We start from the raw sequence: 19,263 nt of genomic DNA, 5'->3' as shown, positions 1-19,263 counted from the left end.
TCAACAATTGCGGCCAGCCGTTTGTAATTGCTCATGTACAAGCTGTAGAGACAAACTGACAATCCCATCTTCAAGCTGAATATCAACCGAGAATCCTAGCTTTCTGGCAAGGCCGATCATGCCTTTATTATTCGGCATGGTAATGCCATTCAGCCGCTGCAGGCCGTGGTTTTGCGTATAGGCAATCAGCTTTTCCAGAAGCTTGCGGCCTAAACCCATACCTTTCAGGTCGGAGCGCACCAGGACGGCAAACTCGGCATCGATATTATCAGGGTCGGAGATCGCCCGCGTCACGCCGAGGATCTCATTCCCTTCGACCGTGGTGCGTACAGCAACAAAGGCCATTTCTCGATCGTAGTCGATCTGCGTCATATTGGCTAAATCATCATGGGTAAATTCGTTGATTTCGCTGAAGTAACGATAGTAGAGATCTTCCTTTGTGACCTGAGCGATAAAGGCCATCAGCTGCGGCTCATCTTCCGGGAGTATGGGACGGAAAAGGCAGCGTTCGCCATTCTTCATCACCACCCACTCTTCCTGTTGTTGTGGATAAGGGCGTATGGCGAGGCGGCTTTCGCTGTCGCCGGTGAAGGGGGCGAGCGTTAATGTTACGTCAAGCGCGGTGAACTCGTGGCCGGAAGCCAGAAGAGGGTGAATATCCAGGCGCTGTATTTCCGGGCAGTCGACGATCAAATTCGATACCTGTACCAACAGCTGGCTCAGGCCGGGAATATCCAGAGGGCGTAACGCGCTGCGGCCGCGCACTTTTTTACTTTTGACGGCCTGGATAACCAGGTAGCGCGCAAGGTTCATATTCAGCGGCGGGAGCGCGACGGCGGCCTGATCCTCAGCCCGCCATTCGACGCCGCCTTCTCCCAGCATGATCAGCGGCCCAAAAACCGGATCGTGCTCAACGACAACCCGCAGTTCCTGCGCCCCGGCGCGATTAGCCATGCTTTGCACCAGCAGTCCGTGAATACGCGCCTGAGGCCAGGTCATTTTGACGCGATCGATAATCGCGTCCGCAGCCTGCTGTACCTCGGTAGCCGTACGCAGATAAAGCATAACCCCCTGAACTTCTGACTTATGCGGAATATCAGGCGAGCGCAGCTTCAGAGCGACGGGGTAGCCAATCTGCTCGGCAATATGTACAGCTTCGGCGCTATCGGCGGCAATCCACGTCGGCAGGGTATGAATACCGTAAGCGCGCAGAACAGGGCTCACTTCATGGGTATCCAGCGACGTTGTGCCTTCATTCATTGCGCGTTGCAGCAGGCTGTGCGCTTCGGCAGTGTTAGTGGTTAACGAATCTGACAGGACCGGGGTTTCCCTGAGCTGTTTCTGGTTACGCCGGTACTCCACCATGTGCATAAAAGCGGTAATGGTTCCTTCAGGCGTTCGATAGGTCGGCAGCCCCGCATCGCTAAACAGGCGCCGCGCTTCTTGTGAAGAGAACTCACCGCACCAGTTGGTGAGAACCGTAACGTATTTGCCGCGCGGATGGCGCTTCAGGGCGTCAATCAGCGCCAGCGCGCTTTCTGTCCCCGGCGCGGCAGCGCTGGGGGAATGGATCACCAGCAGCGCATCGTAGTCATGGCTATCCAGCAGTACATTCAGCGCTTTGAGGTAATGTTCGCTGCTGGCGTCATCGCGGAGATCCAGCGGGTTGGTGATATCGATGGCTTCCGGTAAAGCCTGACGGAGAGCGCTGCTGGTCTCTTCGCTGAGCGCGGCGAGTTTGCCGTTACGCAGCCAAAGTTCATCCAGCGCCAGCGCTGCCGGAGCGGCACCGTTGCTGATAATCATCAGTTTCTCGCCGCGCAGCGGGCGCATGTGGCTAAGGGTTTCGACCGCAGAGAACAGCTCGTGCGTATCCTGTACCCGCAATAAGCCTGCGCGCTGAATAGCGGCGTCCCATGCCGGATCCATACCGGAATTGACGTGCAGGAGCTTCTGCGCAGCCGGACTGCGTCCGCTTTTAATCACCAGGATTGGCTTATTACGCGATGCGCTACGGGCCGCCGAGACAAAGCGGCGGGCATCACTGAGGTGTTCGAGATAGAGCAAAATAGCGCTGGTTTTACTGTCGCGAGCGAGGAAGTCAAGCAGGTCATCAACGTCAATGTCCAGGCTATCGCCCAGCGCAATAAAGTAAGAAAAACCCATTTCACGCTGCTGAGCCCAGTCCAGGATGGTATTGGAGACCGCCGCCGATTGCGAAATAAACGCCAGTTTACCTCGATGTATAGGCACCGGCGAAAAGCTGGCGTTAAGACCCTGCCACGGCGCAAGCAGGCCCAGACTATTTGGGCCGAGCAGCCGCATCTGATAGCGGGCGGCACATTCCAGCAGAGCGGGATACTGTTCGGGTATAGAAGAGAGGATGATGCAGGTTTTGCACCCTTTTTGCCCCAGCGCTTCCAGCAGCTCAAGGTTTCTGCGGGCGTTGGTGCAAAGCACGGCGAGATCGGGCGTGAAGGGCAGGCTATCGACGTCAGGCCAGGCCAGTACGCCCTGAACCGCTTTCCACGCTGGCGTAACGGGGAGGACGGGGCCGTTAAACCCGCCAGCCAGCAAGTTGCGCATCATCAGATAACCGGCGCGCTGTGGTTTCATTGATGCGCCAATAACGGCGATCGACTTTGGCCGCAGCAATGCTTCCAGGCCTCGTTGGCTCATACCGGTCTCCTTTGATCCCCAGTGACCGAATGATTTTAAACGTTTTCTCTCAGTTGTGCTGTGATACTGTCCTTATGCTGGGTTTTTCCTGCCAGGTAGCGCGTTCTGAATAGGCTGAAGTGATTGCCAAGAGCCGCGGCCGCGGTTTTATCCCCCGCCAGATCCAGCAGCGCAATCGCGACTTCGGCGGTACAGTATTGACCCTCTGCGTGCGCTTCCCGCAGGTGATAAGCGGAGATGCGCGACAAATCGACGGAAATCATCGGCAGCGCGTCAAGCCAGGGGCTTTTGCGGAACATTTTTCGCGCTTCGGGCCAGGTGCCGTCGAGCATGATAAACAGCGGTGGTTTACCCGGGAGCGGGGAATCAAGAACCTGACGCTCTGCGTCGGCATAAGACGCAGGAAAAACCACCATCGGCTGGTATTGCGGGTCGGCGACTAAATCCAGCAGCGCCTGCGGCGGTTCGGTTCGTGACCACTGAAAGGCTTCGGTATCCGGCAGGGTATCGGCAATCAGGCGTCCAGTATTGCTGGGCTTCATTGGCTCGGTATCGAACATCACCAGGCAAAAACGGCTGGTAGCAGCAACCGGGTTGAGGGTGGCGCAGAGGCACTGTTTCAACGGCAGCAAGCAGCGCTGGCAGCGGTGGATACGGTTGCCGCGAGCAAGAAAAGGCCGGGTGGCGCGCGCGAGGCGTTCGGCTCGAAGGCGGAGGACGGCGTTATCAGTCATGATGATCGCTAAGAAAAAACGCCATTGTCGCAGAGGAGAAAACGGGGCACAAGTCGTGCCCCGTGAGGTTTACTGCTGGCCTGCTTCGTTTAGCCAGCTATCGAAAGGCGCTTTGGGGACGGCGCCATTGAGCATGTCGATAACTTCGCCATTTTTAAACATCATAATGGTCGGGATGCTGCGAATGCGGAAGCGAGCGCTCAGTTCGCGTTCCATTTCGGTATTCACTTTCACGAAACGCATTTCGCCGCTGCGTTCTTCAGCCACGTCTTCAAAGATTGGCGCAAAGTTACGGCAGGGGCCGCACCAAGGCGCCCAGAAATCAACAACAACGGGCAGATCGTCCTTCAGCAGTTTATCCAGAGTTGCCCCGGTCGCGTTGATCACATCGCCATCAAAAAGATCGTGACCGCAGCGCCCGCATTTCGCGCCATCGGCGCTACGATCGTCGGGGATGCGGTTCAGAGCCTGACAACTGGCACAAACGGTATTCATAACTAACCTCTGGTTATGGGTTGCAGCGCGGCACGTGGCCGATTTGTTTCTGTAATGTTACATATTATCGATGCACAGCTAATAAAGGACAATGAGTTTTATTCAATGAATACGATAGACTCAGGCTTTTAAATGAAATAATGGCTAACTGGTGACACATCGGGTAATCTGCGCGCTTCGCGCAGCGCAGGTGGAGAAAATGAATGAGCGACGACGAACTGAAAAATAAAAGCGGCAAGGTCAAAGTGATGTATGTCCGCAGTGATGATGATTCTGACCGACGTACCCATAACCCGCGTACCGGGAAGGGCGGGGGACGTCCAGGAAAGTCTCGTGTTGACGGTCGTAACCGCCCTGCGCGCGATGAAAAAGAGAGCCGCGGTGGCGATCGGAAACGTGACGATCGCAAGCGTGAAGGCTTTGGCGGTGAGGGTTCCTCTCCGTGGCGTACCGTATCCCGCGCGCCGGGTGATGAGGCGCCGGTGAAAGCGGATCACGGCGGGATCAGCGGAAAAAGCTTTATCGATCCTGAAGTGCTGCGTCGCCAGCGCGCGGAAGAAACCCGCGTCTATGGTGAAAACGCTTGCCAGGCGCTCTTCCAGAGCCGTCCGGACGCTATCGTTCGCGCCTGGTTTATTCAGAGCGTGACCCCGCGCTTCAAAGAAGCTCTGCGCTGGATGGCGGCGAATCGTAAAGCCTATCACGTGGTCGATGAAGCAGAGCTGGCGAAAGCGTCCGGCACTGAACACCATGGCGGGGTTTGCTTCCTGATTAAAAAGCGCCATGGCACTTCCGTTGAGCAGTGGGTAGCTAAAGCCGACGCTGAAGATTGTGTCCTGGCGCTGGAAGATGTCGGTAACCCGCATAACCTCGGCGCGATTATGCGCAGCTGCGCGCACTTTGGCGTCAAGGGCGTGATTGTGCAGGATGCCGGCGTTATGGAGTCCGGCGCCGCGATTCGTACTGCGGAAGGCGGCGCGGAGCACGTTGAACCGATTACGGGCGACAGCTTTATCGACACGCTTGAGCGCTTCCGTAAAGCGGGCTACGCGATTGTTTCTACTTCCAGCCATAACGGGACTCCGCTGTTTAAAGCTGAGCTGCCGAAGAAAATGGTACTGGTGTTAGGCCAGGAGAGTGACGGTCTTTCCGACGCCGCTATTTCCAGCGCCGATCTGAACATCGCGATTGAAGGCACCGGCAACGTTGAAAGCCTGAACGTGTCCGTAGCAACCGGCGTGCTGCTGGCTGAATGGTGGCGTCAAAACAAGGCGTAACACCTTGTTTCAGAGTCAAAATGCCAGCGTGATGCTGGCATTTTCATTTTCAGAGCTATTCGCTTTCAGCCGGCAGCCTGGGGACCCAGTCAATCGGCGCTTCGCCGCGTTCGGCCAGCCACTGATTCGCCTGCACGAAATGATTACTGCCAAAGAACCCCCGGTGGGCGGAGAGCGGCGACGGGTGCGGGGCTTTGAGCACGCAGTGGCGTTGGCGATCGATTATCGCGCCTTTCTTCTGCGCATGCGAACCCCATAGCAGAAATACCACGCCTTCCCGATGCTGGTTAATCAATGAAATCACTTTATCGGTAAAGGTTTCCCATCCGAGGCTAGCGTGCGAGTGCGCTTGCCCGGCACGAACCGTTAATACGGTATTGAGCAGCAAAACTCCCTGACGTGCCCAGCTTTCGAGATAGCCGTGAGTCGGGCGCTGAAAGCCCGGTATTGTCCCTTCCAGCTCCTTGTACATATTCAGCAGCGACGGCGGTATCTGAATACCTGGCAGAACCGAGAAGGCCAGTCCGTGCGCCTGTCCGGGTCCATGATAGGGATCCTGGCCGAGAATCACCACTTTGACGTCGCTTAGCTCGGTATAACGAAACGCGTTAAAGACATCTTTTTGCGGGGGATAGATAGTGACTCCCGACTGGCGTTCTTCAGCTACGATTTTAAGGGTATTAACAAAATAGGGTTGCTGCTTCTCTTCTGCCAGCACGTCATGCCAGGTTAATGAGGTGGTCATTTTGCTCTCCTGCAAAGTGTCATCGACATAGCTTAACTGCATCTTTCAACATCACAAAATTTGCTCCGCGCGATTGGCGCTCCCCATGCAAAAAAAATTGAAAATTTACAAATTTATTTGGTGTTTGGCACGGCGTAACTTGATGTAAAACAATAATATCCATCTATGACCACTTTTGTGATGTGGTTTTTGTTGATTTAAATCAAAGAATGCCGGGTGCCCGGCTGATATATATACACTCATAGAACAATGGTTTTACCAATTGGCCGCGAAGGCCAATAATCGAACAAACCCTGCCTGGGAGGCAAAAAATGATTACTGGTATCCAAATTACTAAAGCTGCAAACGACGACCTGCTGAACTCTTTCTGGTTGCTGGATAGCGAAAAAGGCGAAGCCCGCTGCCTGTGCGCAAAGGCCGGTTTTGCTGAAGATGATGTGGTTGCTGTGAGCAATCTGGGCGAGATCGAATACCGTGAAATTCCGGTAGACGTGAAGCCTGAAGTCCGCGTTGAAGGCGGTCAGCATCTGAATGTTAACGTGCTGCGTCGCGAAACTCTGCTGGACGCGGTTGAAAATCCGGAAAAATACCCGCAGCTGACCATTCGCGTGTCTGGCTATGCGGTACGCTTTAACTCTCTGACTCCGGAACAGCAGCGCGACGTTATTGCACGTACTTTCACTGAAAGTCTGTAAGCGTTAGCAAAAACCCCCGGTTCAATCGAGCCGGGGGTTTTTTTATTATCTCAGGCTAGCGCTCCTGCCTTACCAACAGCGTGGTGAGGGTGAACGACAATACGATGGCGATCGCCACGCCCGACAGCGCAAAGATAAAGTAGGGGCCGATGTAAGCCGGCAGGCTAAAAATGCTCGACAGAATGTAGCCATACAGTCGTACGCCGAAGAAAGCGATAAAGGCTGAGGCCAGCGAGCTGGCAACAGTGGCCGCGACGAACGCTTTTTTATAGCGCGTTAAGACGCCAAACAGCGCGGGCTCGGTGATCCCTAGCAGCGCGGAAATTGCCGCAGACAGCGTAACCGTGCGCTGCTGGCGGTTTTTACTCACGCGCCAGATAGCAAAGGTCGCGCCCGCTATCGACATGTTGGCCATAAACATCATCGGCATCAGCATGTCGTAACCGCGATCGCTGAAGTTTTGCAGGGCAATGGGCGTCATGGCGTGATGCATTCCGGTCAGGATCGCGACCGGGCGAATAGCACCCACCACCAGTCCGGCAAAACTCGCGGAGATGCCGAACAGACCTTCAATAAACCACGCCAGCGCTTTGCCAAGCCAAATGCCAACCGGACCAATAATCACCAGCGCCGCCAGCGCGCCGATAAACAGCGCCAGCGTCGGCGTGAAAACGGTTTTCAGCACCTCGGGCATAATGCGATCGACCCAGGCATAGATATATTTCAGCGCCAGCACGGAGAAAATAACCGGGATTACGCTGGAGGCGTAGTTGAATACGGGGATCGGGACGGCGTTTAGAAGCCACAGCGCGGAAACCGCTCCATCATGATGGGCCGCCAGCGCCTTCGCGGCGTCAATCAGCGTCGGGTACATCAGGCAGGCGGCAACGGCGACGGCCAGATACTCGTTGGTCTTAAAAATCTTTGCCGCCGAGACGGCAAGGAAAAAGGGCAGGAAATAGAATACGCCGCTGGCGATAAGGTCGATTATCATCACGGTATCGCTATTTTGCGGTACCGCTTTCAGCGCGATCAGTCCGGCCAGCAGGCCTTTTATCATCCCGGCTCCGGCAATGGCCGGCACGATCGGGCCAAAAACGCCCGATACGGTATCCATAAACAGCGATACCAGCCCCTTACGCTGGTGGGGTTTTTCCGCAGCCTCTTCGCCGACGGGACCTAATACCGCGAGCAGGCGTTCATACCAGCTACTGACTTTCGGCCCGATGATGATTTGGAACTGATCGCTCTGCAGCTGCGCGCCGAGCACGCCGGGTAGTTTCTTAATCTCTTCTTTTTCTACTTTGTTATCATCAATTAAATCAAAGCGTAATCGGGTCATACAGTGCCAGACGTTATTAATATTTTCTTTTCCGCCAATCAGAAAAATAATTCTGCTGATTGCATCTTGCGTCTCCATACCGGCTCCTGGATTAATGTGTGGTGCTGCTTGCGTCGTGAAATGGTAAATAAGCCAAACTATAAAAACAAACCAATAAAATATGATTTCAGTCACAAATTGCATTGGTTATGGTGGTTGTTGGCGGTTTATGTCTAAATTGGTACGGTTTTTAATGAAATTAAATTCGTTTTTCGGACCAAAATTTTATTAAATAAAAAGGTTTACCTTGTCTAATAAATAGGGCGAAGATAATTGGCATCATCTTTTATTATTTTGCCGCAGGGAGCCTTGCCGTGAACGCTATGCTAATTACTGATATTGAGTGTTTTATCACCCGCCCCGATCGTCATAACCTGGTCACGGTACGCGTTACCACCGACAAAGGCACCGTGGGCCACGGCTGCGCGACTTTCCAACAGCGTCCGCTGGCGGTCAAAACGATGGTTGATGAATATCTTCAGCCGCTGCTGCTTGGTCGTGATGCCAACAATATCGAAGACCTCTGGCAGATGATGAACGTCAACGCCTACTGGCGAAACGGGCCGGTAATGAATAACGCGATCGCCGGCGTTGATATGGCGCTATGGGATATCAAAGCCCAGTTGGCGGGAATGCCGCTGTATCAGCTCTTTGGTGGTAAATCACGTGACGCTATTCCGGCGTATACCCATGCCAGCGGCGAGACGCCGGAAGCGCTGTTTATCGCCGTTGAACGTCTGCTGGAAGAGGGCTATCGCCATATCCGCTGCCAGCTCGGTTTTTACGGCGGAACGGCGCAGGAGATGCACACGCCGGAAAACCCGACGCCGGGAGCTTATTACGATCAGGATGAGTACATCAGGAATACGGTAGAGATGTTCCGGCTGCTGCGAGCGCGCTACGGACACCGTTTCCATATCCTCCATGACGTCCACGAAAGGCTCTTCCCGCAGCAGGCGCTGCAGTTGGCGAAGCAGCTCGAGCCCTATCAGCCGTGGTTTATTGAGGATATTTTAGCGCCGCAGCAGAGCGCATGGCTGGCGCAGATCCGCCAGCAAAGCGCGATCCCGCTCGCAATGGGGGAGCTGTTTAATAATCCGGCTGAATGGCATGACCTGATTGTTAAGCGACAGATCGATTTTATTCGCTGCCACGTTTCCCAGATTGGCGGGATTACGCCAGCCCTGAAGCTGGCGGTTCTCTGTCAGGCCTTCGGCGTGCGCGTGGCGTGGCACGGGCCAGGCGATATGACGCCTATTGGGGTTGCGGTCAATACCCACCTGAATATCTACCTCAGCAATGCCGCAATCCAGGAGTTTATACCGCGTTCTGGCGCGACCGATACGGTATTCCCCGGCGCGCCGGTTGTCAAAAACGGGTTTATCTATCCCCCTAAGGCGGCGGGGATTGGCGTCGGCTTTAATCAGCAGATGGCGCAGGCATATCCGGTGGTCTATCGTCCGCATGAATGGACGCAGAGCCGCCTGCCTGACGGCACGATCCATACGCCATAGCTAGTCCGAGGGCGCCTGGCGGAAGATTAAGTTGTCGCGGTTATGCGGTATAACGTAGGTACAGGAGTAGTTGATATCGATGATATCGCTGATTTCATACACCTGCCCGCCGTTGAGAATCCCCCGATTGTTAATATGCATGGCCGGGATACCCTTTTTGCAACCCAGCAGGGCAGCCTGCTCCCGGCTGACGCTCACCGCCTGATAGGTGGTGAGTAAATGTGAAATTTGATAGCCCTTGGCCAGCACATACTGCTGCAGGGATTTCTCAATAACCTCCCGGCTAAGATCGGCAAAGGCGGCGGCCGGCATACGCGATATCTCAATCTGCAGCGCCACGTTATCGACGAAGCGCAGGCGGCAAAATTGCCAGATAAAATCCTCATCCGTAATACCGAAAATCTGCTGCTCCTCGCGGTCGGGGCGCTTTTTATGCAGGCTGATTGTCCGATAGCACATCCGATCGAAGCGCTTTTCGGTGATGGAGTTATAGACCAGCGGATTGTTGCTCATCCGCTCGTTTATCCAGATCCCCGAGCCCTGCACGATGCGTATGACGCCGATGTCGGCGAGTTTTTCCAGCGCCTGGCGGATAGTAAACCGCGAGACGCCATACTCCTCCGCCAGACGACGTTCAGGCGGGAGCTTGCGGGGGCCGGGGTCATTGTGCTGGTAGATTTTGCTGAGTAGATCCTGGGTGACGAAATCTTTTTTTTTCATAATGATGACTTCCTGACTCACCGGCCCAAAGGAGCGCGCCCGATACCACCCCCCGCGGCACTGTTTCCGCAGGCGTAAATGCAAAAACGCCGGAATATCCCGGCGCTCTTTTACTCTTAGCTCGACTGCTGCGGCGTATCGCTGCCGCTCGGCTTACGACGCTTGCCGACATTTTTAGCATCGCGATGGCGTTTTTTCACGCGCGGTTTCTCTTTTTCTTTCTCTTTTTTCTCTGCACGCTTGGCTAAAACCTTCTTGGAAGGTTTACCGGTTTGCTTCTCGCTGGGGGCGCGAGTGGTCGGGCGCAGTTCATCGATGACGCGGGCTTTTAACGGCTCTTCAATATAGCGACCAATTTTACCCAGCAGCAGATGGTCGTGGGCTTCAACCAGAGAAATGGCGGTTCCTTTTTTACCCGCGCGCCCGGTACGACCGATACGGTGCAGGTAGATATCCGCCGTGCGCGGCAAATCGAAATTGAAAACGTGACTCACATCCGCAATATCAATACCGCGGGCGGCAACGTCGGTAGCGATTAATACATTAATACGGCCATCGGTGAGACGGCTGATCGCTTCATTACGTTTCGCCTGCACCATCTCGCCTTCCAGCCAGCAGGTGTTGATACCCGCTTCACGCAGCCAGCCTGCCAGTTCATGCACGCGCTCGCGCTTACGTACGAAGACGATAGAACGCGTCGCTTCCGGCTGCTTCAGAAGATGCACGAGGAGGGCGGTTTTATGCTTGATGTCATCCGCGCGGTAATACCACTGATGGATCTTTTTACGTTCGCGAGTGGAAGGCGTCGCCGAAACTTCCGCCGGCTCTTCCAGCAGACGCTCGGCAAAATCTTTAATGGCGTCGCCTTCGAGGGTTGCGGAGAACAGCATGGTCTGCTTACGCCAGCGGGTTTCGCCGGCGATATGTTCGATATCCTGCGCGAAGCCCATGTCCAGCATGCGGTCAGCTTCATCAAGGATCAGCGTTTCAACGGCGCGGCAATCAAAGTTTTCTTCTTTAATATATTGCAGCAGGCGACCGGTGGTGGCGACCACGATATCCTGGTTCTCGCTGAACACTTCGGCATGGTTCATATAGGCGACACCGCCGGTGATCGTGGCGATATCCAGATGAGTGTGTTTTGCCAGTTCACGCGCATGGTCGGCAACCTGCATCGCCAGTTCGCGAGTAGGGGTCAGGATAAGGATACGCGGCGGACCAGACTTCTTGCGCGGAAAATCGAGCAGATGCTGCAACGCTGGCAGGAGATACGCCGCCGTTTTACCGGTGCCGGTCGGGGCTGAACCGAGAATATCACGGCCATCAAGCGCAGGCGGAATAGCGGCGGCCTGAATGGCTGTCGGGCGTGTGAAACCTTTATCCTGGAGGGCGTCCAGCAGGTTTTCGTCGAGTTCAAGTTCGGAAAAAGTCGTTACAGTCATGATCTACCTCTGAGTGGACCGCCGATTATAGACGTTACGGACGCAATGTTCATCTGTTTGTAAGGCTATCTGTTCTCCGGTATTGTGCATAGCCTTAAGCTCAGGAGTTTTTTGCCCGCAAGGTTATCGAGGATGTCCCAGTCGAAGTTCGCGCTGCCGCGCAATGGTTTTACGTTTAAGCAGTTTTTTGTCGCCCACGATCGCTGTGCGATGAAAGTGGGTACCGACGGTATTTTACTTGGCGCATGGGCGCCGATCGCTCAGGTTAAACGCGTGCTGGATATCGGCGCCGGCAGTGGTCTGTTAGCGCTGATGCTCGCGCAGCGAACTGGGGAGACGGTGATCGTTGATGCCGTGGAGCTGGATGAAGAGGCGGCAGCGCAGGCGCAAGAAAACGCTGAGGATTCTCCATGGGCCGGGCGTCTGCACATTCATCAGGCGGATATTCAGCAATGGCAGCCGCCGCAAACCCGGCGCTATGAGCTGATTGTCAGCAATCCTCCCTTTTTTGCCGACGGCGTACCTTGCGCAACCTCGCAGCGCGAGCAGGCTCGTTATACTTCCTCACTCGATCATTCGACATTATTAACCTGCGCCGCCGAGTTGATTACGGAGGAGGGATTTTTCTGCGTCGTGCTTCCGGTCGACATTGGCAACGCCTTTGTGCAACGGGCGCAGAATATGGGCTGGCATCTGCGTCTACGTACCGATGTAGCGGAAACGGAAATGCGTCCGCCGCATCGGGTTCTGTTGGCTTTTTCTCCAACGGCGGGAGACGAGTGCTTTAGCGACAGATTGATTATCCGTGGGCCGGAGCAGCAGTATTCCGAAGGTTTTACCGCTTTGACCCAGGATTTTTATCTTTTTATGTAAGCCAGCGGCGAGAGCACAGATGGCCCGCTATCCGGCAGCTGTTCCGGATAGTCGAGTGTATAGTGCAGCCCTCGGCTCTCTTTACGTAGCATGGCGCAGCGCACAATCAGCTCGGCAACCTGCACCAGGTTACGCAGCTCCAGTAAATTATTGGAGACGCGAAAGCGGGCGTAGTATTCGTCCAGCTCCTGCTGCAGCATATTAATGCGGCGCAGGGCGCGCTCGAGGCGGCGGGTGGTGCGCACGATGCCGACATAATCCCACATCAGCAAACGCAGCTCATGCCAGTTGTGCTGAATCACGACCAGTTCATCCGGTATTTCGACCTTACTTTCGTCCCACGATGGCAGTTCGTTGACCGCCTGCGCGAAAGGCATGCGCTTGACAATATCCTCGGCGGCGGACCATCCGTAGACAAGGCACTCAAGCAGCGAGTTTGATGCCATGCGGTTCGCGCCGTGTAATCCGGTATAGCTCACTTCGCCGATGGCATACAGTCCATCCACGTCTGTACGCCCATTATCATCAACCATGACGCCGCCGCAGGTGTAGTGCGCTGCAGGCACGACGGGCACCGGCTCTTTGGTCAGATCGATGCCCAGCCCCAGTAGCTTCTCGTAGATCATCGGGAAGTGGTGGCGAATAAATCCTGCGGGTTTATGGCTGATATCAAGATACATGCAGTCAGCGCCCAGGCGCTTCATCTCATGATCGATGGCTCTGGCGACGATATCGCGCGGGGCCAGCTCGCCGCGTTCGTCAAAGTCCGGCATAAACCGCGTGCCGTCCGGGCGTTTCAATAGGGCGCCCTCGCCGCGCAGCGCTTCCGTCAGCAGGAAGTTGCGCGCTTGCGGATGGTACAGCGCGGTAGGGTGAAACTGATTAAATTCGAGATTGGCGACCCGACAGCCGGCACGCCAGGCCATCGCGATACCATCGCCGGAAGAGACGTCAGGATTCGTTGTATACTGGTAAACTTTCGCCGCGCCGCCGGTTGCCAGCACGACGGCTTTTGCGCTACAGGTTTCAACCGCTTCTTTATTACGATTCCAGATCCACGCGCCCACCACGCGGCGCGTTCCGGGCAGACCGATTTTATCGGAGATAATCAGGTCAACGGCGTTGCTGCGCTCCAGCACGCGGATGTTGGGGTGGGCCAGCGCCTGGCTCACCAGGGTGGTTTCAACGGCTTTACCGGTCGCATCGGCGGCATGAAGGATTCTGCGGTGACTGTGCCCCCCCTCGCGGGTCAGATGGTAGCTCTCCTCGCCGTTCGCCTGAACCTGGGTATCGAACAAGACGCCCTGATCGATCAGCCACTGAACGCAGGGTTTGGCGTTGCTCGCCACAAACGACACCGCATGGCGATCGCAAAGACCTGCCCCGGCGATCAACGTATCCTCAATGTGGGATTCTACGCTGTCGGTTTCATCAAACACGGCGGCAATTCCGCCCTGCGCGTAGAAAGTAGAACCTTCACTGATAGGGCCTTTGCTGAGAACCGTAACCGTGCAGCGCTCCGCCAGGCGTAAGGCAAGGGATAATCCGGCAGCGCCGCTGCCAATAATCAGCACATCACAGGAGGAATCGGAAGTTGTTTTCATAGCCTTTGTTTAATTTACTAAACACAATAAGCGAACAATAGCACCAGCCCGCGAGAAATCGTACATTTTTTTTACTCATTGTTGTGAGGGCTAAACATAACGGCTTAATGATACGGGCGGGGAAGCGAAAAAAGGTTTTGCGAAGCGGCTCGTTAGCTTCAGATTTTATAGTGAAATAAAAGCCGGGTTACGTTACCCTTCTGGCGGGTCTTGCGCTTTTTCTTATTATCTTACATATCGTTTAGCTACCGGGACATATAATGAGAGATAACAATCCGTCAGCCGGTGCCGGACGAAAAACTAAGGCGTAACGGAACTTTATTGTTTTCAGACACTCCAACCCTCTGCTTGCTCATTTATGCAGTAATTGGGTGGTGTTTTTGAATACGCATGGGAATTGGGTTTGGGGAGACATTACCTCGGATGAGCGAGCAGTTAACGGATCAGGTCCTCGTTGAACGGGTCCAGAAAGGAGATCAGAAAGCATTTAACCTGCTGGTGGTGCGCTATCAGCATAAGGTTGCAAGCCTGGTCTCCCGCTACGTGCCGCCGGGCGATATCGCTGACGTTGTTCAGGAATCGTTCGTCAAAGCATGGCGTGCGCTGGATTCTTTCCGGGGGGATAGCGCTTTTTACACCTGGTTATATCGCATCGCCGTCAACACGGCGAAGAATTATCTGGTTGCTCAGGGCCGCCGTCCGCCATCCAGCGATGTTGACGCAAATGATGCTGAAAACTTCGAAAGTGGCGGGGCATTGAAAGAAATTTCGAACCCTGAGAACTTAATGTTGTCAGAAGAGCTGAGACAAATAGTTTTTCGTACCATTGAATCGCTCCCGGAAGATTTACGCATGGCAATCACCTTGCGGGAGCTGGATGGCATGAGCTATGAAGAAATAGCCGCCATCATGGATTGTCCGGTGGGCACAGTGCGTTCGCGCATCTTCCGGGCGCGAGAAGCTATTGATAATAAAGTTCAACCGCTAATCAGGCGTTGACGATAGCGGAATACTGGAAAAGGGTATCAGGCATGCAGAAAGAAAAACTTTCGGCCTTAATGGATGGTGAAACGCTGGATAACGAACTGCTCAACGAGCTGGAGCGTTCATCTGAAATGCAAAAAACCTGGGAGAGCTACCATCTCATCCGCGATACGCTGCGAGGCGATACGAGTGAGGTGCTCCATTTTGATATCTCAGCTCGCGTCATGGCCGCCATTGAAAACGAGCCCGTTCGTCAGACGGTTCCTCTTATTCCTGAATCTCAGCCCGCGCCGCACCAGTGGCGACAGATGCCTTTCTGGCAAAAAGTACGCCCATGGGCCAGCTCGCTCACCCAGATGGGCGTTGCCGCGTGCGTATCCCTCGCTGTGATTGTCGGCGTCCAGCAGTATAATGGCCATTCTGATTCATCTCAGCAGCCGGAGGCGCCGGTGTTTAACACTATGCCGATGATGGGCAAGGCCAGCCCGGTTAGCTTGGGCGTACCGGCTGAGGCTTCAGCGGGTAGCGGTCAGCAGGCTCAGGTGCAGGAACAGCGCCGCAGAATTAATGCTATGCTGCAGGACTATGAATTGCAGCGTCGCCTGCATGCGGAACAGCTCCAGTTTGGTCAGGCCCAGACTCAGCAAGCCGCCGTTCAGGTACCGGGCTATCAAACTTTAGGAACGCAATCGCAGTAATGAAGCAACTTTGGTGTGCCATGTCGCTCATGGCAGGCAGCCTGTTCTTCTCCGTCAACGCCTCGGCTGATACATCGTCCGGGGCGTTGTTGCAGCAGATGAACCTGGCCAGCCAGTCCCTCAATTACGAACTCTCTTTCGTCAGCATCAACAAGCAGGGCGTTGAGTCGCTGCGGTATCGACACGCTAAACTGGATAATCGCACCCTGGCTCAGCTCCTGCAGCTTGACGGACCTCGTCGCGAAGTAGTGCTGCGCGGAACGGAAATCAGCTACTTTGAACCCGGGCTCGATCCTTTTACCCTGAACGGCGACTATATCGTTGATTCGCTGCCATCGTTGGTCTATTCCGACTTTAAACGTCTGTCGTCCTATTACGACTTCATTTCCGTAGGGCGGACGCGTATTGCCGATCGTTTATGCGATGTCGTGCGCGTCGTGGCTCGCGATGGCACCCGCTATAGCTATATCGCATGGTTAGACGCTGAAACTAAGCTGCCTCTGCGCGTTGATCTGCTTGACCGCGACGGCGAAACGCTTGAGCAGTTCCGGGTCGTCTCGTTCAACGTGGGGGATAACGTGAGCGCCAGCATGGAAACCCTGTCTAAAGCGAATCTGCCTCCGCAGCTGTCGGTGCCGGAGGGGGGCAATAAGGCCAACTTCAACTGGGCGCCAACATGGCTGCCGCAGGGGGTTGCCGAAGTGTCCAGCAGCCAGCGTCGTCTACCCACCTTCGATGGTCCGGTTGAGTCCCGTTTGTATTCCGATGGGCTGTTTAGTTTCTCTATCAATATTAATCGCGCCACCGCGAATAGCAGCGATCAGCTGCTGCGTACCGGACGTCGTACCGTGGCGACTACCGTGCGTGATAATGCAGAGATAACCATTGTTGGCGAGCTACCGCCGCAAACGGCGAAGCGTATTTCCGACAGTATTAAATTCAGGGCAGTCCAATGATTAAAGAGTGGGCGACGGTTGTTTCCTGGGATAATGGCGTTGCGCTGGTTCATTGCGATGTGAAAGCCTCCTGCAGCAGCTGTGCTTCCCGCGCAGGCTGCGGAAGCCGGGTGCTGAATAAGCTTGGGCCGCAAACCAGCCATACCATTAGCGTTCCCTGCGAGCAGCCGCTGTCGGTCGGGCAAAAAGTGGAACTGGGCATTGCTGAGAGTAGTCTGCTTGGGTCGGCAGTACTGGTATATATGGCGCCGTTAGTCGGATTGTTCGTGATGGCATCGATATTCCAGGTGCTGTTTGCCAACGACTTTGCCTCGCTATGCGGGGCAATTCTGGGCGGCGTGGGCGGGTTTCTGGTCGCACGCGGTCTTTCGCCGGGTCTAGCCTCCCGGCAGTCGTGGCAGCCGGTTATTATCAGCGTCGGCTTGCCGCCAGATTTAGTCCGCATCGAGACGCCTTCCTCCCAACTGGGTCAGTGATTTCACTGGCCCTTATCTTTATTTACAACTCCCGCAAGAACTCATCATTTACTCCGGTTATGCTAGCGGTAAGAGCATTTCCTGGTTTCGTGGATGTAGTGTAGAATGCGGCGTTTTCGGATTAAAAAACGTCAGGCACAGAACAGCGGCCTCATGATTCGCGTAAGGCATAATTAACTCTAAATATGAAGAATATACGTAACTTTTCAATCATCGCTCACATCGACCACGGTAAGTCGACATTGTCTGACCGTATTATCCAGATTTGCGGTGGCCTTTCCGATCGTGAAATGGCAGCCCAGGTTCTGGACTCCATGGATCTTGAACGTGAGCGCGGTATCACTATCAAGGCGCAGAGCGTCACCCTGGATTACAAAGCGGCCGATGGCGAAACCTATCAGCTGAACTTTATCGACACCCCCGGCCACGTCGACTTCTCTTATGAAGTTTCTCGTTCGCTTGCCGCCTGTGAAGGCGCTCTGCTGGTGGTTGATGCTGGCCAGGGTGTAGAAGCCCAGACGCTAGCTAACTGCTATACGGCGATGGAAATGGACCTGGAAGTGGTTCCGGTCCTGAACAAAATTGACCTGCCCGCGGCCGATCCGGAACGCGTGGCGGAAGAGATTGAAGACATTGTCGGTATTGATGCCACCGATGCGGTACGCTGTTCAGCGAAGACCGGCGTTGGCGTCCCAGATGTGCTGGAACGCCTGGTGCGCGATATTCCGCCTCCGGAAGGCGATCCGGAGGCGCCGCTGCAGGCGCTGATCATCGACTCCTGGTTTGATAACTACCTCGGCGTCGTTTCTCTGGTGCGTATCAAAAACGGCACTATGCGCAAAGGCGATAAAATTAAGGTGATGAGCACCGGGCAGGTGTATAACGCCGACCGTCTGGGGATTTTCACGCCGAAACAGGTTGACCGTACCGAGCTGAAATGCGGCGAGGTAGGCTGGCTGGTTTGCGCCATTAAAGACATCCTCGGCGCGCCGGTCGGCGATACGCTGACGCTTGCGCGCAACCCGGCAGAGAAAGCGCTACCTGGCTTCAAAAAGGTGAAACCGCAGGTGTATGCCGGCCTGTTCCCGGTAAGCTCAGATGATTATGAGAACTTCCGCGACGCGCTGGGCAAACTGAGCCTCAACGATGCTTCACTATTCTACGAGCCGGAGAGTTCTACCGCGCTGGGCTTCGGTTTCCGCTGCGGCTTCCTCGGTCTTCTGCATATGGAGATCATCCAGGAGCGTCTGGAGCGTGAATATGACCTGGATCTGATCACCACGGCGCCGACGGTAGTCTATGAAGTCGAAACCACCTCGAAAGAGGTTATCTACGTCGATAGCCCGTCGAAGCTGCCGCCGCTGAACAATATCCAGGAGCTGCGCGAGCCGATCGCTGAGTGTCACATGCTGCTGCCGCAGGAGTTTTTGGGCAACGTCATCACCCTGTGTATCGAAAAACGCGGTGTGCAGACCAACATGGTCTACCACGGCAATCAGGTGGCGCTGACCTATGAAATTCCGATGGCGGAAGTGGTGCTCGACTTCTTCGACCGTCTGAAGTCCACCTCCCGCGGCTATGCGTCGCTGGATTACAACTTCAAGCGCTTCCAGGCTTCCAACATGGTGCGTGTAGATGTGTTGATTAACGGCGAGCGCGTGGATGCGCTGGCGCTGATCACGCACAACGACAATGCGCCGTACCGCGGCCGCGAACTGGTAGAGAAGATGAAAGAGCTGATCCCGCGTCAGCAGTTCGATATCGCTATCCAGGCTGCCATCGGTAACCACATTATTGCCCGTTCTACCGTGAAGCAGCTGCGTAAAAACGTCCTCGCGAAATGCTATGGCGGCGACGTCAGCCGTAAGAAAAAGCTGCTGCAGAAGCAGAAAGACGGTAAGAAACGCATGAAGCAGGTCGGCAACGTTGAGCTCCCGCAGGAAGCGTTCCTCGCCATTCTGCACGTTGGTAAAGACGGCAAATAACCTAA

At 55.0% G+C, this 19,263-nt stretch carries 18 protein-coding genes; 10 read left to right on the top strand and 8 right to left on the bottom strand.

Going from position 1 to position 19,263, the window contains the following annotated elements; translation table 11 throughout:
* The 3 genes from IYV58_RS20640 to trxC form a co-directional block, all read right to left on the bottom strand.
* A complete protein-coding gene (locus IYV58_RS20640; RefSeq protein WP_195729226.1) occupies nt 1-2,679 on the bottom strand; it encodes a bifunctional acetate--CoA ligase family protein/GNAT family N-acetyltransferase in 2,679 nt (892 codons plus the stop codon).
* Nucleotides 2,680-2,714: 35 nt separating this feature from the next.
* Nucleotides 2,715-3,413, bottom strand: a complete 699-nt coding sequence (locus IYV58_RS20635; RefSeq protein ID WP_112165490.1) for a tRNA-uridine aminocarboxypropyltransferase — start codon at nt 3,411-3,413, stop codon at nt 2,715-2,717.
* 69 nt (nt 3,414-3,482) lie between these two features.
* Complete coding sequence (gene trxC / locus IYV58_RS20630) at nt 3,483-3,908, bottom strand: thioredoxin TrxC (RefSeq protein WP_004104599.1); 426 nt, start codon at nt 3,906-3,908, stop codon at nt 3,483-3,485.
* Between the two features lie 203 nt (nt 3,909-4,111).
* Here trxC and IYV58_RS20625 point away from each other — a divergent pair, with 203 nt between their 5' ends.
* Nucleotides 4,112-5,185 carry a tRNA/rRNA methyltransferase gene (locus tag IYV58_RS20625; RefSeq protein WP_004123719.1) on the top strand — a complete coding sequence of 358 codons (1,074 nt, stop codon included), beginning with the start codon at nt 4,112-4,114 and terminating at the stop codon, nt 5,183-5,185.
* 55 nt (nt 5,186-5,240) lie between these two features.
* Here IYV58_RS20625 and ung read toward each other — a convergent pair whose 3' ends face one another.
* Complete coding sequence (ung, locus tag IYV58_RS20620; protein ID WP_049113002.1) at nt 5,241-5,930, bottom strand: uracil-DNA glycosylase; 690 nt, start codon at nt 5,928-5,930, stop codon at nt 5,241-5,243.
* Between the two features lie 311 nt (nt 5,931-6,241).
* Here ung and grcA point away from each other — a divergent pair, with 311 nt between their 5' ends.
* Nucleotides 6,242-6,625 (top strand): autonomous glycyl radical cofactor GrcA, encoded by a 384-nt coding sequence (gene grcA / locus IYV58_RS20615; protein WP_004123715.1) that lies wholly within the window; start codon nt 6,242-6,244, stop codon nt 6,623-6,625.
* A gap of 55 nt (nt 6,626-6,680) precedes the next feature.
* On the opposite strand, the gene IYV58_RS20610 is transcribed toward grcA, so the two are convergent.
* Nucleotides 6,681-8,045 (bottom strand): PTS transporter subunit EIIC, encoded by a 1,365-nt coding sequence (locus tag IYV58_RS20610; RefSeq protein ID WP_004123714.1) that lies wholly within the window; start codon nt 8,043-8,045, stop codon nt 6,681-6,683.
* Between the two features lie 284 nt (nt 8,046-8,329).
* Between IYV58_RS20610 and IYV58_RS20605 the strand changes: the two genes are divergently transcribed.
* The gene (locus IYV58_RS20605; protein WP_032742187.1) at nt 8,330-9,520 is read left to right on the top strand and encodes an enolase C-terminal domain-like protein; all 1,191 of its coding nucleotides are present in this window, start codon (nt 8,330-8,332) and stop codon (nt 9,518-9,520) included.
* On the opposite strand, the gene IYV58_RS20600 is transcribed toward IYV58_RS20605, so the two are convergent.
* Together IYV58_RS20600 and srmB are read right to left on the bottom strand one after the other, a co-directional pair.
* Entirely contained in the window at nt 9,521-10,240 is a 720-nt protein-coding gene (locus IYV58_RS20600) for a GntR family transcriptional regulator (protein ID WP_004123709.1), read from the bottom strand.
* Between the two features lie 116 nt (nt 10,241-10,356).
* The gene (gene srmB / locus IYV58_RS20595) at nt 10,357-11,682 is read right to left on the bottom strand and encodes an ATP-dependent RNA helicase SrmB (RefSeq protein WP_004123707.1); all 1,326 of its coding nucleotides are present in this window, start codon (nt 11,680-11,682) and stop codon (nt 10,357-10,359) included.
* Between the two features lie 132 nt (nt 11,683-11,814).
* Between srmB and trmN the strand changes: the two genes are divergently transcribed.
* Entirely contained in the window at nt 11,815-12,555 is a 741-nt protein-coding gene (gene trmN / locus IYV58_RS20590) for a tRNA(1)(Val) (adenine(37)-N(6))-methyltransferase TrmN (protein WP_004123705.1), read from the top strand.
* Here trmN and nadB read toward each other — a convergent pair.
* Nucleotides 12,540-14,159: an L-aspartate oxidase gene (gene nadB, locus IYV58_RS20585; protein ID WP_195729225.1), complete on the bottom strand. Its 1,620-nt coding sequence runs from the start codon at nt 14,157-14,159 to the stop codon at nt 12,540-12,542. The genes trmN and nadB overlap by 16 nt on opposite strands.
* 285 nt (nt 14,160-14,444) lie before the next feature.
* Here nadB and rseD point away from each other — a divergent pair, with 285 nt between their 5' ends.
* The 6 genes from rseD to lepA all read left to right on the top strand — a co-directional run bounded on the left by rseD (nt 14,445) and on the right by lepA (nt 19,258).
* Complete coding sequence (rseD, locus tag IYV58_RS28620) at nt 14,445-14,543, top strand: rpoE leader peptide RseD (RefSeq protein ID WP_157261965.1); 99 nt, start codon at nt 14,445-14,447, stop codon at nt 14,541-14,543.
* Nucleotides 14,544-14,582: 39 nt separating this feature from the next.
* The gene (gene rpoE, locus IYV58_RS20575) at nt 14,583-15,158 is read left to right on the top strand and encodes an RNA polymerase sigma factor RpoE (RefSeq protein WP_004104583.1); all 576 of its coding nucleotides are present in this window, start codon (nt 14,583-14,585) and stop codon (nt 15,156-15,158) included.
* A 32-nt stretch (nt 15,159-15,190) separates the two neighbouring features.
* Nucleotides 15,191-15,841: an anti-sigma-E factor RseA gene (rseA, locus tag IYV58_RS20570; RefSeq protein WP_004123700.1), complete on the top strand. Its 651-nt coding sequence runs from the start codon at nt 15,191-15,193 to the stop codon at nt 15,839-15,841.
* Nucleotides 15,841-16,797 carry a sigma-E factor regulatory protein RseB gene (gene rseB, locus IYV58_RS20565; protein WP_004123691.1) on the top strand — a complete coding sequence of 319 codons (957 nt, stop codon included), beginning with the start codon at nt 15,841-15,843 and terminating at the stop codon, nt 16,795-16,797. Before rseA ends, rseB begins: the two co-directional genes overlap by 1 nt.
* Nucleotides 16,794-17,273 (top strand): SoxR-reducing system protein RseC, encoded by a 480-nt coding sequence (rseC, locus tag IYV58_RS20560; RefSeq protein WP_004123689.1) that lies wholly within the window; start codon nt 16,794-16,796, stop codon nt 17,271-17,273. The genes rseB and rseC overlap by 4 nt, the downstream gene beginning before the upstream one ends.
* A gap of 185 nt (nt 17,274-17,458) precedes the next feature.
* Nucleotides 17,459-19,258 carry a translation elongation factor 4 gene (lepA, locus tag IYV58_RS20555; protein WP_004123687.1) on the top strand — a complete coding sequence of 600 codons (1,800 nt, stop codon included), beginning with the start codon at nt 17,459-17,461 and terminating at the stop codon, nt 19,256-19,258.
* The last annotated feature ends 5 nt before the right edge of the window (nt 19,259-19,263 follow it).

Origin of the sequence: Klebsiella sp. BDA134-6, assembly GCF_015601345.1 — a bacterium.
In the GTDB taxonomy this organism is placed as follows: domain Bacteria; phylum Pseudomonadota; class Gammaproteobacteria; order Enterobacterales; family Enterobacteriaceae; genus Klebsiella; species Klebsiella grimontii.
The sequence above is the reverse complement of the archived record's forward strand: the minus strand, read 5'-3'. Positions and strand labels throughout refer to the sequence as shown.

Coding starts and splice junctions, on each gene's coding strand:
- trmN (WP_004123705.1), top strand. CDS start 11,815: ATGTCCCAGTCGAAGTTCGCGCTGCCGCGCAATGGTTTTACGTTTAAG.
- trxC (WP_004104599.1), bottom strand. CDS start 3,908: ATGAATACCGTTTGTGCCAGTTGTCAGGCTCTGAACCGCATCCCCGAC.
- rseB (WP_004123691.1), top strand. CDS start 15,841: ATGAAGCAACTTTGGTGTGCCATGTCGCTCATGGCAGGCAGCCTGTTC.
- IYV58_RS20605 (WP_032742187.1), top strand. CDS start 8,330: ATGCTAATTACTGATATTGAGTGTTTTATCACCCGCCCCGATCGTCAT.
- rseC (WP_004123689.1), top strand. CDS start 16,794: ATGATTAAAGAGTGGGCGACGGTTGTTTCCTGGGATAATGGCGTTGCG.
- IYV58_RS20600 (WP_004123709.1), bottom strand. CDS start 10,240: ATGAAAAAAAAAGATTTCGTCACCCAGGATCTACTCAGCAAAATCTAC.
- grcA (WP_004123715.1), top strand. CDS start 6,242: ATGATTACTGGTATCCAAATTACTAAAGCTGCAAACGACGACCTGCTG.
- nadB (WP_195729225.1), bottom strand. CDS start 14,159: ATGAAAACAACTTCCGATTCCTCCTGTGATGTGCTGATTATTGGCAGC.
- srmB (WP_004123707.1), bottom strand. CDS start 11,682: ATGACTGTAACGACTTTTTCCGAACTTGAACTCGACGAAAACCTGCTG.
- rpoE (WP_004104583.1), top strand. CDS start 14,583: ATGAGCGAGCAGTTAACGGATCAGGTCCTCGTTGAACGGGTCCAGAAA.
- IYV58_RS20635 (WP_112165490.1), bottom strand. CDS start 3,413: ATGACTGATAACGCCGTCCTCCGCCTTCGAGCCGAACGCCTCGCGCGC.
- IYV58_RS20610 (WP_004123714.1), bottom strand. CDS start 8,045: ATGGAGACGCAAGATGCAATCAGCAGAATTATTTTTCTGATTGGCGGA.
- lepA (WP_004123687.1), top strand. CDS start 17,459: ATGAAGAATATACGTAACTTTTCAATCATCGCTCACATCGACCACGGT.
- IYV58_RS20625 (WP_004123719.1), top strand. CDS start 4,112: ATGAGCGACGACGAACTGAAAAATAAAAGCGGCAAGGTCAAAGTGATG.
- rseA (WP_004123700.1), top strand. CDS start 15,191: ATGCAGAAAGAAAAACTTTCGGCCTTAATGGATGGTGAAACGCTGGAT.
- ung (WP_049113002.1), bottom strand. CDS start 5,930: ATGACCACCTCATTAACCTGGCATGACGTGCTGGCAGAAGAGAAGCAG.
- IYV58_RS20640 (WP_195729226.1), bottom strand. CDS start 2,679: ATGAGCCAACGAGGCCTGGAAGCATTGCTGCGGCCAAAGTCGATCGCC.